Source organism: Glaciihabitans sp. GrIS 2.15, from assembly GCF_035984695.1.
Lineage (GTDB): Bacteria > Actinomycetota > Actinomycetes > Actinomycetales > Microbacteriaceae > Lacisediminihabitans.
This window is the reverse complement of record NZ_JAXCHU010000007.1, coordinates 223,653-237,888: the sequence shown is the minus strand read 5'-3', so window position 1 is coordinate 237,888 and position 14,236 is coordinate 223,653. Positions and strand designations below refer to the sequence as shown.

At 64.6% G+C, this 14,236-nt stretch carries 15 protein-coding genes and 1 pseudogene; 8 read left to right on the top strand and 8 right to left on the bottom strand.

Annotation, left to right across the window (positions count from 1 at the left end):
- Window positions 1-16: 16 nt before the first annotated feature.
- Both RCH11_RS11955 and RCH11_RS11950 read right to left on the bottom strand, forming a co-directional pair.
- Window positions 17-1,690: pseudogene (locus tag RCH11_RS11955) on the bottom strand (amidase); the annotation flags it as partial.
- Window positions 1,687-2,736 carry an agmatine deiminase family protein gene (locus RCH11_RS11950; RefSeq protein WP_327057233.1) on the bottom strand — a complete coding sequence of 350 codons (1,050 nt, stop codon included), beginning with the start codon at window positions 2,734-2,736 and terminating at the stop codon, window positions 1,687-1,689. The gene RCH11_RS11950 and the pseudogene RCH11_RS11955, both read right to left, overlap by 4 nt.
- Window positions 2,737-2,883: 147 nt before the next feature.
- Here RCH11_RS11950 and RCH11_RS11945 point away from each other — a divergent pair, with 147 nt between their 5' ends.
- The 4 genes from RCH11_RS11945 (at window position 2,884) to RCH11_RS11930 (ending at window position 4,986) form a co-directional block, all read left to right on the top strand.
- Window positions 2,884-3,477 (top strand): TetR/AcrR family transcriptional regulator, encoded by a 594-nt coding sequence (locus tag RCH11_RS11945; RefSeq protein ID WP_327057232.1) that lies wholly within the window; start codon window positions 2,884-2,886, stop codon window positions 3,475-3,477.
- 226 nt (window positions 3,478-3,703) lie between these two features.
- Window positions 3,704-4,174, top strand: a complete 471-nt coding sequence (locus RCH11_RS11940) for an SRPBCC family protein (protein WP_327057231.1) — start codon at window positions 3,704-3,706, stop codon at window positions 4,172-4,174.
- The gene (locus RCH11_RS11935) at window positions 4,171-4,488 is read left to right on the top strand and encodes an ArsR/SmtB family transcription factor (RefSeq protein ID WP_327057230.1); all 318 of its coding nucleotides are present in this window, start codon (window positions 4,171-4,173) and stop codon (window positions 4,486-4,488) included. Before RCH11_RS11940 ends, RCH11_RS11935 begins: the two co-directional genes overlap by 4 nt.
- Before the next feature lie 357 nt (window positions 4,489-4,845).
- Entirely contained in the window at window positions 4,846-4,986 is a 141-nt protein-coding gene (locus RCH11_RS11930; RefSeq protein ID WP_327057229.1) for a hypothetical protein, read from the top strand.
- 43 nt (window positions 4,987-5,029) lie between these two features.
- Here RCH11_RS11930 and RCH11_RS11925 read toward each other — a convergent pair whose 3' ends face one another.
- Genes RCH11_RS11925 through RCH11_RS11910 form a run of 4 tightly spaced genes read right to left on the bottom strand, consistent with a single transcriptional unit; the run spans window position 5,030 to window position 8,831 of the window.
- The gene (locus RCH11_RS11925) at window positions 5,030-5,515 is read right to left on the bottom strand and encodes a heme-degrading domain-containing protein (RefSeq protein ID WP_327057228.1); all 486 of its coding nucleotides are present in this window, start codon (window positions 5,513-5,515) and stop codon (window positions 5,030-5,032) included.
- Between the two features lie 10 nt (window positions 5,516-5,525).
- The gene (locus RCH11_RS11920) at window positions 5,526-5,978 is read right to left on the bottom strand and encodes an NUDIX hydrolase (protein WP_327057227.1); all 453 of its coding nucleotides are present in this window, start codon (window positions 5,976-5,978) and stop codon (window positions 5,526-5,528) included.
- Window positions 5,979-7,988 (bottom strand): S9 family peptidase, encoded by a 2,010-nt coding sequence (locus RCH11_RS11915; RefSeq protein WP_327057226.1) that lies wholly within the window; start codon window positions 7,986-7,988, stop codon window positions 5,979-5,981. It abuts the gene before it with no gap.
- 57 nt (window positions 7,989-8,045) lie between these two features.
- Window positions 8,046-8,831, bottom strand: coding sequence for an SDR family oxidoreductase (locus RCH11_RS11910; protein WP_442789043.1), 786 nt, complete (start codon window positions 8,829-8,831; stop codon window positions 8,046-8,048).
- A gap of 107 nt (window positions 8,832-8,938) precedes the next feature.
- Between RCH11_RS11910 and RCH11_RS11905 the strand changes: the two genes are divergently transcribed.
- The 4 genes from RCH11_RS11905 to RCH11_RS11890 all read left to right on the top strand — a co-directional run bounded on the left by RCH11_RS11905 (window position 8,939) and on the right by RCH11_RS11890 (window position 11,832).
- Window positions 8,939-9,415, top strand: coding sequence for an NfeD family protein (locus RCH11_RS11905; RefSeq protein WP_327057224.1), 477 nt, complete (start codon window positions 8,939-8,941; stop codon window positions 9,413-9,415).
- A 20-nt stretch (window positions 9,416-9,435) separates the two neighbouring features.
- Window positions 9,436-10,416, top strand: a complete 981-nt coding sequence (locus tag RCH11_RS11900; protein WP_442789046.1) for an SPFH domain-containing protein — start codon at window positions 9,436-9,438, stop codon at window positions 10,414-10,416.
- A 164-nt stretch (window positions 10,417-10,580) separates the two neighbouring features.
- Window positions 10,581-11,372: a glycerophosphodiester phosphodiesterase family protein gene (locus tag RCH11_RS11895; RefSeq protein ID WP_327057222.1), complete on the top strand. Its 792-nt coding sequence runs from the start codon at window positions 10,581-10,583 to the stop codon at window positions 11,370-11,372.
- A 94-nt stretch (window positions 11,373-11,466) separates the two neighbouring features.
- Window positions 11,467-11,832, top strand: coding sequence for an RNA polymerase-binding protein RbpA (locus RCH11_RS11890; protein ID WP_327057221.1), 366 nt, complete (start codon window positions 11,467-11,469; stop codon window positions 11,830-11,832).
- Window positions 11,833-11,878: 46 nt separating this feature from the next.
- Here the strand turns inward: RCH11_RS11890 and RCH11_RS11885 are convergent, their stop codons facing one another.
- Both RCH11_RS11885 and lnt read right to left on the bottom strand, forming a co-directional pair.
- The gene (locus RCH11_RS11885) at window positions 11,879-12,628 is read right to left on the bottom strand and encodes a polyprenol monophosphomannose synthase (protein WP_327057220.1); all 750 of its coding nucleotides are present in this window, start codon (window positions 12,626-12,628) and stop codon (window positions 11,879-11,881) included.
- Window positions 12,621-14,210, bottom strand: a complete 1,590-nt coding sequence (lnt, locus tag RCH11_RS11880; protein WP_327057219.1) for an apolipoprotein N-acyltransferase — start codon at window positions 14,208-14,210, stop codon at window positions 12,621-12,623. Before lnt ends, RCH11_RS11885 begins: the two co-directional genes overlap by 8 nt.
- Window positions 14,211-14,236 lie beyond the last annotated feature (26 nt).

Genomic DNA, 14,236 nt, shown 5'->3' with positions numbered 1-14,236 from the left:
TGTCGGCCGCATCGTCAAGCGCGGGGGTACGCGGCGGCGTAACCCGCAATCGGGTTGCCGTCTCGTACGCACCGGCGAGCTGGAGGAGGCGCGAATCGTCGTAGGCCGCGCCGAGGAAGCTCAGCCCGACAGGCATCCGAGTGTCTTCCATCAGTCCCATCGGCACGGTGACGCTGGGGATTCCGAGGTGGCGGGGAACGAGATTACCGTTGGCGACCCAGGTGCCATTTCGCCATGCCTCCTCCGCCGACTGCGGTGAGGTGTCCGAGTCGGAGCGCCCGATGTCCGCGACGGCGGGGAAGACCACCGCGTCGAGGCCCAGTTCGGCCAGCCAGTTTTCGAAATCGACTCGGCGGGTCTCTTCGAGGCCGAGCAGCCCTTCGCGAAGTGACGGAATGTCCGCGAGCGTCGAGATCCCGACCGCTCGGGCTCGCGTGACGTAGTCCGCCAAGTCGAAATCGAGCTCTCCATACCGGTCGGGCAGCGCGCCGGAGGGGTGGGGGAAGATGCGGTCGCTATCTACGTCAGCGAGTGCATGCAGCGCCGGGTCGTTGTTACTCTCGAGGAAATCGTGCAAGGCGAGCATCGACAGCTCCCACAACTCCCGGTCGGCGAATTCTGCCGGAACGATGCCGCGGTCCACCATCGACAGTGCTCCCGGCCGGTCTCGTTCGTAGTTGGAGACCACCGGAAAGTCGACTTCGACCACTTCGGCGCCGAGCGATTCGAGGGCACGACGCGCCTCTTTCCAGAGGGTGATGACCGAGGCACGCGTCGCGATGGGGGATGGCGCGCCGTCGTCTGCATTGATGTACATGCGCGGAACGCCGAGTCGCCGACCGCGCAGCGAGGCATCCTGTCGGAGTGCGTGATAACTCGGTGGCCGCACCTCGGAGGAGGTCGGTATCGATACCCATGGCTGCTCACGCCAGAAGTCGCCACGGCTGTGGGGATCGTCAGCGACGACCACATCGAGCACTCGAAGCAGGTCACCGACCGACCGCGTGTGAGGCACAACCACGTCCATAGTGGGCACCAGTGGCCAGTTACCGCGCACGGAGATCACGCCTCGCGACGGGGTGTACGCCACCAGGGCATTGTTCGAAGCGGGAGCGCGACCCGATGACCAGGTCTCCTCGCCGAGCCCGAATGCGGCAAAGCTCGCTGCGGTGGCCGTGCCTGATCCGTTGGAGGAGCCCGAGGCGAAGGCGGCGGTGAGGTAGTCCGCGTTGTAGGGGCTCTCCGCTCGTCCATACAGGCCGCGCTGCATGCCGCCGTTAGCCATCGGCGGCATGTTGGTGAGTCCGATCAGCACGGCGCCGGCCGCGCGAAGGCGACCGATCGTGAATGCGTCATCCGTGGCGATGAGGTGCTCGAAAGCGGGGGAGCCAGCCGCGACGGTCATCCCGCTCACCCGGTAGCTGTCTTTTGCGGTGTAGGGGATCCCGTCGAGCAACCCAAGGCTCTGTCCGCTGGCCCGGCGAGCATCCGATGCCGCAGCATCCGCGAAGACCTTCGGGCTCAGCACCGGAACCGCATTCAGGCGGATACCGCGTCGATCGTAGAACGCGATGCGATTGAGGTACCGGGCGACGAGGCCGACACTCGTGACCGTGCCAGAGGCCAGGGCCTCCGCGAGTTCGTCGATGCTCGCGTCGACGACGGTGAATTTCTCGGGGGAGGGGGTCATCCGGTGGCTCCGAAACCGGCGTTCGGGCTGCGGGGCTGTTGTTGTGTGATGCAGTGGATTCCTCCTCCACGGGCAAGGATCTCGCGCGCATCGACAGTGACGACCCGTCGATGCGGATAGGCCTGCTCCAGGATGTCCCGAGCGGCGGCATCCGCTCGCTCTTCGCCATACCCGCAGGCCACGACCCCGCCGTTGACAACGAGGTGGTTGACATAGTTCCAGTCCACAAAACCCGCGTCATCCGTCAGGGTGGCCGGAGCCGGCAGATCGATGATGTTCCATTCGCGCCCGGCCGCATCCGTGGTGTGCTCGAGAAATGCTCGCAGCTCGCGAGATACGGAGTAGTCGGGATGCCCGGGATCGTCCTGGCGGTGGAGGAGCAGAGTGCCGGGCGAGGGTATCGCGGCGACCATGTCGACGTGCCCGCGGGTTCCGAGCGCCTCATAGTCGCGAGTCAACCCGCGGGGAAGCCAGATGACGTGGGTCGCGCCGATTGTGCGCTCGAGCTCCCGCTCGACTCGCAGCCGGTCCGCGTAGGGATTGCGAGCCGGATCGAGTTGCACGGTTTCGGTCACCAGCACCGTTCCTTCGCCATCCACATGGATCGCGCCGCCCTCGTTCACCAGCAACGACGACACCAGCTCGGCCCCGGCTTCCGCTGCGACAAAACGCGCGATTTCCCGATCCTTACCCCAGCTCGCCCCGGCCATCCCTCCCCAGGCGTTGAAGACCCAGTCGACCGCACCCAACTTTCCGGTGTGGTCGAAAACAAAGGTGGGGCCGAAGTCCCGCATCCAGAAATCGTCGAGCGGAGCTTCGCGAACGGTGATGTCAGAGGAGAGCATCTGCCTCGCTCGATCCGCTTCGAGGGGGTCGACCACCATCGTCACCGGCTCGAACTCCGCCACGGCGTTGGCGACATTCGCCCACGCGGCGTAGCCAGCCTCAGCCTCGGCGGCGCTCGAGCCGAGCACCTGCCCTTGGCGTGGAAACGCCATCCAGATGCGATCGTGGGGTGCCGTCTCGGCCGGCATCCGCCAGCTCATGCCTGTTCCAACGGCGCGAGTGTGGTCATCGGGAATCCGCTCGTCTAGGGTGGGAGAGACCCTATTGGTACATGCACCAATAGGAAGATGGTGCCAGTCAATCTCACGGGAATTGCGATGTCAATAGTCGGCTCACGGTCTCGCCGAATGGATCCTGCCGAACGCCGGCACGAGATCGTCACGGCCGCGAGCCGGGTCGCCATAGGGGAGGGGCTGGAGCGCGTCACTGCGAAGCGGGTCGCCGAGGAGCTCGGGGTAGTGCCCGGGTTGATCAACCACTATTTCGGTTCTGTGGATGACCTGGTCGCGGCGGCCTTCGGCCACGCGGCGGGGGCGGAGCGTGCCGTTGTGTATGGCACGGTCTCAGCGGGGGCTGGACCGCTTGATGAGCTCAAGCGCCTGCTGGCCGCATTCCTGCAGCCCGATCGGGACCCCGTGAGCCTGTTGTGGCTCGACGCGTGGCAGGCGTCACGCCGGCGCCCAGCGCTGCTAACGGAAGTGGTGCGGCAGATGGAGGCGGATACCGCGCAGCTTTCGATGTTGATCACGCGAGGTATCGAATCGGGTCATTTCGTCACCATCGATGCGGCCTCGACGGCCCTCCGGATCATGGCGCTCATTGACGGCCTGAGCATCCAAGCGGCCACGCGGGCGCAGATCGACTACAGCACGGTTGTCGACCTGGTCGTGGGCACGATCCAATTGGAGCTCGGGCTTGCGCCGGGGGAGCTCACCGGCTGACAGTCTTTCACCGAGGTCCGATTCGTGTCAGTGAACCGGTGTTTCACAGGGCCTTCCCTCGGGGGTGCGGGTGCAACGACCTTCCGCAGTCAGGCCCTCGACTTCGCGGGGGAGCGCGGCTTCGTCAGGGTCACATGGACGATTGCGCAACGCGACTGTTGCGTCTCGGTTCGATTACTGCAACTCTAGGGTTGCAGTAATCGACCGAAAGGAAAAGAATATGACCATGACTGAAAACGAGTCCTCCATCGTCGACAGCGATGACTTCACAGTGCGGCGCACCATCACGATCGCGGCTTCGATCGAGAAAGTTTGGGCCACAATTACGGAGGCCACCCACATTGCGCGATGGTTTGGGCAGTCCGCAGTGCTCGACACGGTCGCCGTAGGTGCCGTCGGCACCTTCTCCTTCGATGGCTACGGCACTTTCCCAATGCGAATCGAAGAGTGCGACCCGCCCCGGACGATCGCCTACCGCTGGGGTGACGGTAATCCGCACGCGGTCGATCCGTTCGAACCGGATCGCTCGACCGTTTTCCGCTTTGTGCTCGACGTCGTCGACGGAGGGACCCAGCTCACGGTTGTCGAATCAGGCTTTGGTGGCCTGTCTGATCCGGCCGCGAGCATGGAGAGCCACCGCGGAGGCTGGGACGCGGAGCTGGATGAGCTGGTCGCCTACCTGGATGGGGGATCGTGACCACAAACACCCTTGTTCCGGTGCTCGCCGCTCTCGGCGATGAGACACGGTGGAGCATCCTGGTGGCACTCGGCGAGCGTGACGCGTCCGCGTCGGCCCTCGCCGGGAAGCTCCCGATCACGCGCCAGGCGATTGCCAAGCATCTCGCCGTGCTGCAGGCGGTCGGGCTGGTGGCATCCGCGCGCAGGGGTCGTGAATTGCGGTACCGCGTGCTGGGCTCACAACTCAGCGAGACCGCTCGGAAGCTGGAGCAGATCGGCGCCGATTGGGACCGCCGACTGGTCGCGATCAAGCGGATCGCGGAGGAGCTTTAGCGAAGTCAGGGGCGATTCCATCGACTCGGAATGCAAGAGTTTCTTGCCAGGCCGGCAGAATCTTATGTTCCCATCGCGTCCGGAAAAGGCCTGCAGTTACGACGAGAGGCGAAGACCTGGCTGGCGGCGGGGCCAGAGTGTTCAAGACTGGAGCGATGATGCAAGCTGTCGAACCAAACTCCGAACGCTGCCTCGTCTTCGCTGGCCCCGCAGAGCATCCCCTCTGCCTCACGACACTCTACGAAATGCTCGCGACCTTCTGGCACTAAACCACTACTTGACATAATGTGCATTATCAGCGATTACGGCACGAGCGAACCAGCCTGATGCACCGGCCCGATCAGGGATACTTAAACCATGTCATCGTTCTTCTCGCTGGTTCTCTACGCCGGTATCGCGATCCTCGTCCTCATGGCCGCACTCGTCGCCGTCGTCGCGGTTATCGGCATCGTCGTTTCGTTCTCGCCGACACTGATTCCGGGGTTATTGCAAAGCTGACGCGATTCAGACTTCGCCCGTTTCTTGACATAACGGTAAAAGGCTACTGTTGCTCGCCGGGGCCCAGAAATCGTTCGATGGCCTCGACCACGAGTTGGTGATCGGCAAGCTGGGCAAGGCCCGAGACCGTCACTGTGCCAATGAGCCCGGAGTCACGGATGTTGATCGGAAACGATCCGCCGTGGGCGGCGTAAAGGAAGGTGTCGTTCCACTCGCGGGCCTCGAATGGCGTGCCGGTGGAGCGATGGCGCAGCCCCACGAGAAACGAACTGTTGCCGAACCGACGAACAGTGCGCACCTTGCGCTCGATCCACTGGTCGTTGTCCGCTGCGGTGCCGGCCAGTGCGGCGTGGAAGAGCAGCTGGTCACCCCGGCGGATGTCGATGGTGATGGTGTGAGCGCGCTCGGTGCCGAGCTCCACCAGAAGGCATCCGAGTTCCCAGGCATCGGCGTTGCTGAACCGCGTGAATACGAGGCGCTCTTCCTGGGCTTCGATCTCGGCGATGAGGCCGGCGGTGTCTTCGGTCATGGTGAGCCTTTCAGTGGGAGGGCAGCTGGTCGCGGATGAGGTCGATCAGCTCCGGAGGACGAAACGGTTCGGTTGTGCTGGCGAGCTCGTCGATCGTCCACCAGCGCGTCTCGAGCACGTCGAACTGCTCCTCCGCCGTCCAATTCTCTCGCGACGGTTCGAAAGCTGTCGTGCGCAATACGTAGTACTCGGCGTGACCCGTGTCGTGATCTCCCCCGGCATAATCCGGTATGAAATCCTGGCCCCACACCGGCTCACCGAGATCGGGGATGTCGAGGCCGGTCTCTTCGAACAGCTCGCGCCGCGCCCCTTCTGCATGGGTCTCCCCCGGCTCCACTCCGCCACCGGGCGTGATCCAGCGCGTCTGCTCTGCGGGGACCGATCCGACGGTGAGGTACAACAAAATACGATCCCGTTCATCGAAGAGCAGGATCCGAGAAGTGAGTCGATGTCGATTCGGCACTCAGTGCCCCGGATTCGCTGTGGAGGGCAGGTAGCGTGACCACCAGTCCAAAACCGCTTCGAAACGCTGCAGCCGGTGCCTGGGTCGACCACTTCGACTCAGTTCGTGGTTCTCCCCCGGGAAGATGAGCAGCTCGGCTTCGACCCCGTTCCGCTTCAGCGCGGCGTAGTAGCGCTCGCCCTGGCCGAGCGGGCACCGCAGGTCATCTTCCGAATGGATCACCAGGGTCGGTGTCGTCACCTGGCCCGCCACCGCCTGCGGGCTCTGCTCACGCATCCGGTGCGGATCCGTGCCGGTGTATTCGTCGCTGAAGAATGAGCCGATGTCGGAGGTGCCGACGAATGCCTCGGGGTCGAGGTAGCCGCGCTCGACGATCGCCCCGGCGAAACGGTGATCGTGAGCGATGATCCACGCCGTGAGGTAGCCGCCGTACGACCCACCCATCACGCCGACCCGCGCGCCGTCGAGCATCGGATGTCGCGCGAGGGCGCCCTCGAGGAAGTCCATCACGTCCGTGAAGTCGACAGTGCCCATCCGGTGGCGGATGGCACGTCCGTGGGCCTCCCCATAGCCGGCCGAACCGCGTGGGTTGCACATCACCACGGCGTAGCCCGCGTCGACGTAGACCTGCGCTTCGTCGAAAAACGCGACCTCCCACTGGGTGAACGGACCGCCATGGATCACGAGCAGTACCGGATGCGGTTCCTCCTGGTCTACGGGCGTGAGCACCCAGCCGTGCACCTCTCCACCGTCGCGGGAGGTTATGGACAACTCGTCAAGCGGGGTCACTCCGGTACCGCGAAGGGCCGCGGAAAAATCGGTGAGCGGGTGGAGCCCCTGCGGGGTGATGAGGCCGAGCTCGCCCATCGACGCGGGAGCGGTGTAGCCGACGACGATCGCCCCGCCGAGCGAATCCGTGCTGTGCACCACGACCTCGTCGGCGACAACGACTGCGACAGTCCCCTCACGGGTAATTTGCCATAGCTGTGCCCTGCCGCGCGTGAGCGCGTGCACGAGGGCTCCGTCGGTGGTGACGGTGAGTTCGCCGTCGAGATCGACCATGCTCGGGTCAGTAAGCAACCGGACCGCCTCCCCCGGTGCATCCCGCAGCCAGAGCTGGTTGCCGCGGCCGACGAAGTCGACGCCATGCTCCCCCAGGTCTCCCCCAACGAACCATAAATCGCCGCCCGGACCGTATCCAATACGGGAGATGCTGTACCGACGGTGTTGGCCGGTGACCTGCACGGCCTCCGGCCGCGAGTCTCCAGCGCCCGACAGGTCGATTTCGAACACGTTATTAGCAAGGTCGAGATCCCGGTCCGGATGCCGGGCCGAGACCACCGCGAGGGTCGAGCCATCCGGCGAGAAGGCGAGGTCGCCGTGATCGAAGTCCCCCTCGGTGAGTCGTCGCGGCTCGGGAATGGACACTACCGGCTCTGGCATCGGATCCTGCGCCGAGGGCGCCGCGGCGTAAGGGGGTTCGTCGTCGATGTGCGGCACGTCAACGAGGAACACGTGCCGACGCCGATCGATGGTGTAGCCGAATCCGTTGGAGCGGTATTTGAGAGTGCTGATGCGGCGCGGCGGCTCGGCGCCCTGGCCGAGATTTGCGACGGTGCCGTAGCGACCCTCATCGGCGACAGCGGCAGTGAAGGCGATCCGGTGGGAGTCCGGAGACCATCGCCAGGCAGTGATGCCGAGCTTCTGGTCGGTCACCTGCAGTGCTTCTCCGCCGTTGGCGGCCATGATGTGGAGTTGTCCTGGCCCGTCCCCTAGTGATCGAACAAAGGCGAGCAGAGCGCCATCCGGCGAGAACCGCGGACTCGAATCGCTCACGCCCCGGGTGATCCGGTGAGCGCCGGAGCCGTCGAGATTCACGCTCCACAGCTGGCCGACGACACGGTCCGCGTCAAGATCCGGCCGGGAAACCGCGGTAACGGCACGCGTGCCATCCGGATGGATCGTGGGGCGGGACACACTGGAGAGCAGGGGCAGATCGGTGGCTTTCATTGCCTCCCATGCTATCCACCGCCACCTTCAGCGCGACCCTCAGCGCGACCGGATCGGTCAGGCGGTGCCGAACTCGCTCACGTCGCCCACCAGGCGTGTGTGGTCCTCAGGGATGCCCTCGACCGCCGCGGCGACGATCTCCGCCGCGAATTCGCTCACGTTATAGAGGCGTCCGGCGGAGTCCTTGCGGGCGCTGATCGCCCCGGGATTGGCCCGCTCGAGCAGGGTAGCCGTGATGGTTCCCTCGATCATGTCACCGGAGACGACCACGAAGCCGATGCCCGCAGCATCCAGGATCGGGATCATCTCGAGGAGGGCGTCCTCGCCCGCGCGCTTACTGAGCGCGACCGGTAGGTATTCAGGCATTGTCGGGGTGGAGTGGATGAAGTGCGCCTGGTGGCTGGTCACGAAGATCACCCGTGAGCCAGGCGCGAGCAACGGAATCGCCGTGTTGAGCAGGGTGACCTGGGCATCGCGGTTCAGCTGCATCGCGTAGTCCTCGGCCATGCCGGACTCCATGCCTCCGGAGGCATTCATCACGAGGATGTCGAGGCCGCCCCACTCGCTCTCGATCGTGTCGAACATGGCGGCCACCGAAACCGGGTCGGTGAGATCCGCGCCGATGGCGATGGCAGATCCGCCGGCCGCGACGATCTTGTCGACGAGTTTGGTGGCCCGCGCTTCCTTGTTGCGAAAGTTGATCACAACGCTTGCACCGGCCTCGGCGAGGGAGGCCGCCGTTTCTGCACCGATGCCGCGGGAGGAGCCGGTGACAAGGGCTCGGAGCCCATCGAGCGATCCGGCGGCGAGTTGATTTGTCACGGGGAGACTCCTGGATTCCATGGGCGGTCGTGGCGCGTCGCCACGGGTCACGAGAATAGCAAGATCAGGCAGTTTCGCGGGAGCTGGTGCTAGTTTCAAGGCATAAGACTCGCAAGGGGTGCAGCTGGATGATCGTTGATTTCCTCACGATGTATGCCTGGATTTTCTGGGTGGCACTGCTCCTGATCTTCGTGATCGTCGAGGTGATCACCGTCGACTTCACCTTTCTGATGCTCGCCGGCGGCTGCATCGGCGGTCTCATCGCAGGCCTCCTCGGGGCGCCGTTCTGGGCTCAGATTTTGATCGCCGGTGTGCTCGCTCTCCTGTTGCTATTCGTTGTGCGGCCCGCGATAAAACGCTCGCTCGGGCGCGGAGCCGACCAGACCCCCACCAACGTCGCGGCCCTGCTCGGCAGCGGCGGCACGGTAACGACTCCCTTCGTCGACGGCCAGGGCCACGTAAAGCTCGCAAATGGCGAGACCTGGACTGCCCGCCTTTCACAGGCCACCACTGATCGACCGGTCGATACCGGTGAACGCGTCGTCGTTACGGCGATCGAAGGGGCGACCGCGATAGTGGTCCCCGCAGAAGGGACAGCACTGTGACCACCGACCTGTTCGGCCAGATCATCCTGGTGATTGTGATTATCATCATCGCAATTTTTGTCTTGACCATCCTGTTCCGGGCGGTGAAGATCATCCCGCAGGCACGAGCCGGCGTCGTTGAGCGTCTCGGCAAGTACCACAAGACCCTCCAGCCCGGCCTCAATATTCTGGTTCCCTTCATCGACCGGGTGCGGCCGCTCATTGACATGCGCGAACAGGTCGTCTCCTTCCCGCCCCAGCCGGTGATTACCGAAGACAATCTTGTTGTTTCGATCGACACGGTCGTCTACTTCCAGGTCACGGATGCCCGTGCCGCCACCTATGAGATTGCCAACTATCTCGGCGCCGTCGAACTGCTGACGACCACCACCCTGCGTAACGTCGTCGGAAGCCTGAACCTCGAGGAAGCACTCACCAGCCGCGACAACATTAACGGCCAGCTGCGCATCGTGCTCGACGAAGCGACCGGTAAGTGGGGCGTGCGTGTCGGACGTGTCGAGCTCAAGGCGATCGATCCGCCGGTCTCTATCCAGGACTCGATGGAGAAGCAGATGCGTGCCGAGAGGGACCGTCGTGCGCAGATCCTCACTGCAGAGGGCACCAAGCAGGCCGCCATCCTGCAGGCAGAGGGATCTCGGCAGGCCGCGATCCTCGAGGCCGAGGGTGGCGCGAAGGCCGCCGTGCTTCGGGCCGAGGGCGAAGCGCAGGCGATCACCACGGTCTTCCACGCCATCCATGCCGGTGACCCGGACAGCAAGCTGCTGGCCTACCAGTATCTGCAGATGCTACCCAAGATCGCCGAGGGCGACTCGAACAAGCTCTGGATCATCCCATCGGAGCTCACCGAAGCGATCAAGAGCATCACGGCTGGCTTCGGTGCGAGCCTCGGTGGAAACACTCCAAGTCACGCTGCCGCGACCCCTCCGGCCACTCCCCCGGCGCCGCCGGCAGTGCCGAGCACTCCCCCAACTTTGCCAGCACCTATCCCGCCCGCCGTCTAGGCCACTGGCTGACAGGGGAACCGGTCGGCTGGCGCGGTCGGTTTCTGCAACAAGGCACTCTGCGTCTATGTGTGTGTATAGGTACGGGTCATCGCGATGTGCAGCCGCACGGCCATTCAACCCGGTGCGCGTGATATCACGACGGAGGCGAGGCGAAAGATAGCGTGGCTGAACCAAGCACGATCGGTACCGGCGACGGGTTCTTTTTTGGCCCGCTGCCCCGCGTCCTTGCACACCGAGGCCTGGCAACGGATGCGCCGGAAAACACTCTTCTCGCTTTTCTCTCTGCCCTTGCGATCGGCGTCACCCACCTCGAGACCGACGTGCATGCGTCGGCCGACGGGGTGGCGGTCCTCAGCCATGATTCCGATCTGGCGCGCACAGCCGGAATGGCCGTGCGCATTGATGAGCTCAATTTCGCGGAGCTCAGTGGGGTCGACCTGGGGCACGCTCAGACCTTCCCCAGCCTCGAGGAGGCGCTCAACGCCTTCCCGGAGGCGCGATTTAATCTTGACCTCAAGTCGGATGCGGCGGTTGTGCCTGCCGTCGCGGCTATTCTCCGAGCTCACGCGGTGCATCGAGTGCTCGTGACCTCCTTCGATAATAGGCGCCGGCTGCGGGCGGTACAGGCGTTGCCGGGAGTCGCTACCTCGGCATCAGCTGCGCCCTTCGCCGGCGCCCTATTGGCTGTGAAGCTCGGCCTGGTGCCGCTCGCCCGTCGCGTGCTGCGTGACGTGCAGGCCGTGCAGGTACCCGAGCGATTGCGAGGAGTGCGCGTGATCTCCCCACGAACAGTTCGTCTCCTCAAGGCGGCCGGCGTTGAGGTGCATGTCTGGACGATCAACGAGCCGGCGGACATGAGACGGCTACTCGATCTGGGAGTCGACGGGCTGGTGACAGACCGGGCGGACCTCGCTCTTGAGGTGGTGAGAGAGGCTCACTCCCGTGAAGAGTAGCCTGTGAGTTTGCTGGAATCGCCGCGTGATGGAAAGGTTATGTCCAGCTTGTGGGTTTATAACTGGTGATTGCATCGCGAGAGAGGACCACATAATGGCGGATCGCAGTTTGCGCGGAATGAGACTCGGATCCCAGAGTCTTCAGAGTGAAGAAGGCGTGACCTTCTCCCCGCGGAAAAAAAGTACATATCAGGCCGTAGACGGCTCCACGTTCGAGGTCACCTTCTCCTCTGACGCGGAGATTCCCACGGTGTGGGAATCCCCGAAGAGCGGCCTGGAGGGCCGACTTCTCGGTGAAGACGGAGTGCAGGTCGAGCCGGAACCGTCGGATGCCAAAATCCCGCGCACCCACTGGGACATGCTGCTCGAACGTCGCACCCGTGCCGAACTAGAAGAACTGCTCCAGGAGCGGCTCGACTTCCTTCGGGCACGCAAAGGACAGCACAAGGTCGGCGCGTAGTCGTCCATCCGGAGACCTAGCCGATTGCCATCGTGATGGTAATCGGCTATTTTTCTGCCCGGAATGCGGGCGCCGGGGGGTTCGAGGAGCGGCGGCCCGAGATTCCCCACAGCGTCACCCGCAGCAGGGCTTCGACGACGATGCCCGGGTGCATCTTCGAGTGACCGGCGGTGCGTTCGATGAAGACGATCGGATGCTCGACGACGCGCTTTCCCGCCCGCTCGAGACGCCATGCCAATTCCACTTGAAAGCAATAGCCCTGCGAGGATACGGCGGACAGGTCAAGCGTGCGCAGCGCTTGCGTGCGGTAGACCCGGAATCCCGCGGTGATGTCGTGGATACCAGAGCGGAGCATTGCCCGCGAGTAGGTGTTGCCGGCGCGAGAGATTGCCTGGCGGATCAACGGCCAATTGCGCACCGATCCGCCCCGCACCCAGCGGGACCCGATGACGAGGTCCGCTCCCGCTGCCGCAAGACTGAGCATCGCCGGAAGGTCCGCCGGGTCGTGGGAGCCGTCGGCGTCTATCTCCACGACGTAGCGGTAGCCCCGCTCGATGGCGTGGGCGAAGCCGGCCAGGTAGGCCCGCCCGAGGCCGTCCTTCGCCGGGCGATGCAGCACCGTGAGCCCCGGGTCGGCCGCGGCGAGACGATCTGCAAGCCGCCCCGTACCATCCGGGCTCGAATCATCGATGATGATCACGTCGGCCTGCGGCACCGACTGCCGGATGCGGCCGAGAACCGTCTCGAGGCTCTCGATCTCGTTGTAGGTCGGCAGGATGATGAGGGTCTCAGCCACGGCGACCCCTGCCGCGGGAAGAAGCGGACCGCGCGCGACGCGGCGCTAACAATATGCCGACGGCCAGGCTGGCCAGTCCGAAGCCCGCGACGATCCATTCGATCTGGCGACCGGCGAACATCGCCGGGGTGAGTGTCGTGCTCAACGGAATGGTCTCGACCATCGCACCGCGGGTGAAGGTGGGCAGCTTCGCGATCACCCGGCCGTCGGGAGCGAACATGGCGCTCACTCCGACGGTGGATTCGTTGACGACGCTTCGACCGGTCTCGATGGCGCGCAGCCGGGCGATGGCCACCTGCTGCACGCTCTCGTCGGAGTGTCCGAAGTCGGCGTTGTTGGTGGGGGCGAGGATGAACTCCGCTCCCCCGTCGACCATCCGGTGGATCAGCCCGTCGTCGACGATGTCGAAGCAGATCGCGAGCCCCGCCATCACGCCGTTGATGTCGAAGACATTGGAGCGCGTGCCGAAGGTGTAGTCACGCGGTACCAAATCGAACAGGCTCGGCGCGAGTGGATACCAGAAGGAGCGATCTGGCAGGTACTCGGCGAACGGCACCGGATGGATCTTGTCGTACTGGGCGACCGATCCCGCGCCGTTCTTCCACAGCAGCAGGCTGTTGAATGTCTGCCCCTGAGCATTCTCGGTCCTGGTACCGGTGACGAGTGGGGCCTGCATTTTCTCGGAGACGAAGTCAAGGGTCCTGGCCGCCTGCTCGTTGCGGAGCGGATCGATGTCGGAGGCGTTCTCCGGCCAGACGATGACGTCCACCTTCTTTCCGAGGATCGGTACGGTGGCCTGCAGGTGATCGTCGAGGCTGTCGCCCGGCTGGATCTGGGCGAACAGGCCGGAGTTGGAATTGCCCTGCACCGCGGCGACACGAATGCTGCCGGATTCGAATACCGGCCAGGCTGGGAACAGCGCCGCGATGAGGAATGCGGTCGCGGCGATCATGCCCCGCGTAGTAACGCGCACGCGCACCGTGCGCACGGCCTGCAGCAGCACAGCGCTGAGCAGGGCGATGACGAAGCTGACACCGGACATTCCGAGCCAGGCGACAAGCGGTGCGAAGGTGCTGTCGGACTGGGAGAAGGCCAGACGCCCCCAGGAGAAGCCACCGTAGGGCCAGACGCTGGTAATCGCCTCACGAAGCACCCAGAGCCCCGCCAGTACCGCGGGAAGACCAACCAGCTGCGCTCCCGTACCCGACCACACTCGCGGAACGTGGCGCCAAGCCAGCGCCATCAGCACGCAGCCGAGGGCGAAGAATACCGATTCGAGCCCGGCGAGGGCGAGCCACGGCACCGCACCGAGATAGACCGTGAGCCAGAGGATGTGATTGCCAAAGAATGCGAATCCGCCGACGAACCCGACGAGGAATGCCGACCACGCCCGGCGACCGTGGAGCGACCAGAGCATCAACGCCGTGCCGACGAAGATGAGCGGCCACCATCCGATACCCGGGAAGGCGGCAGCGTTGGCATAGCCGGACAGTGCCGCGACAAGGACTGCAGCCGTGAGTGGGAGCGGTCGCGAGAGCCATCCGGAGGTGGCCCCCGGGCGGGGCGGGAGGCTCGAACGCACCCGACCAGCCTAAATGGAGCGTGCGG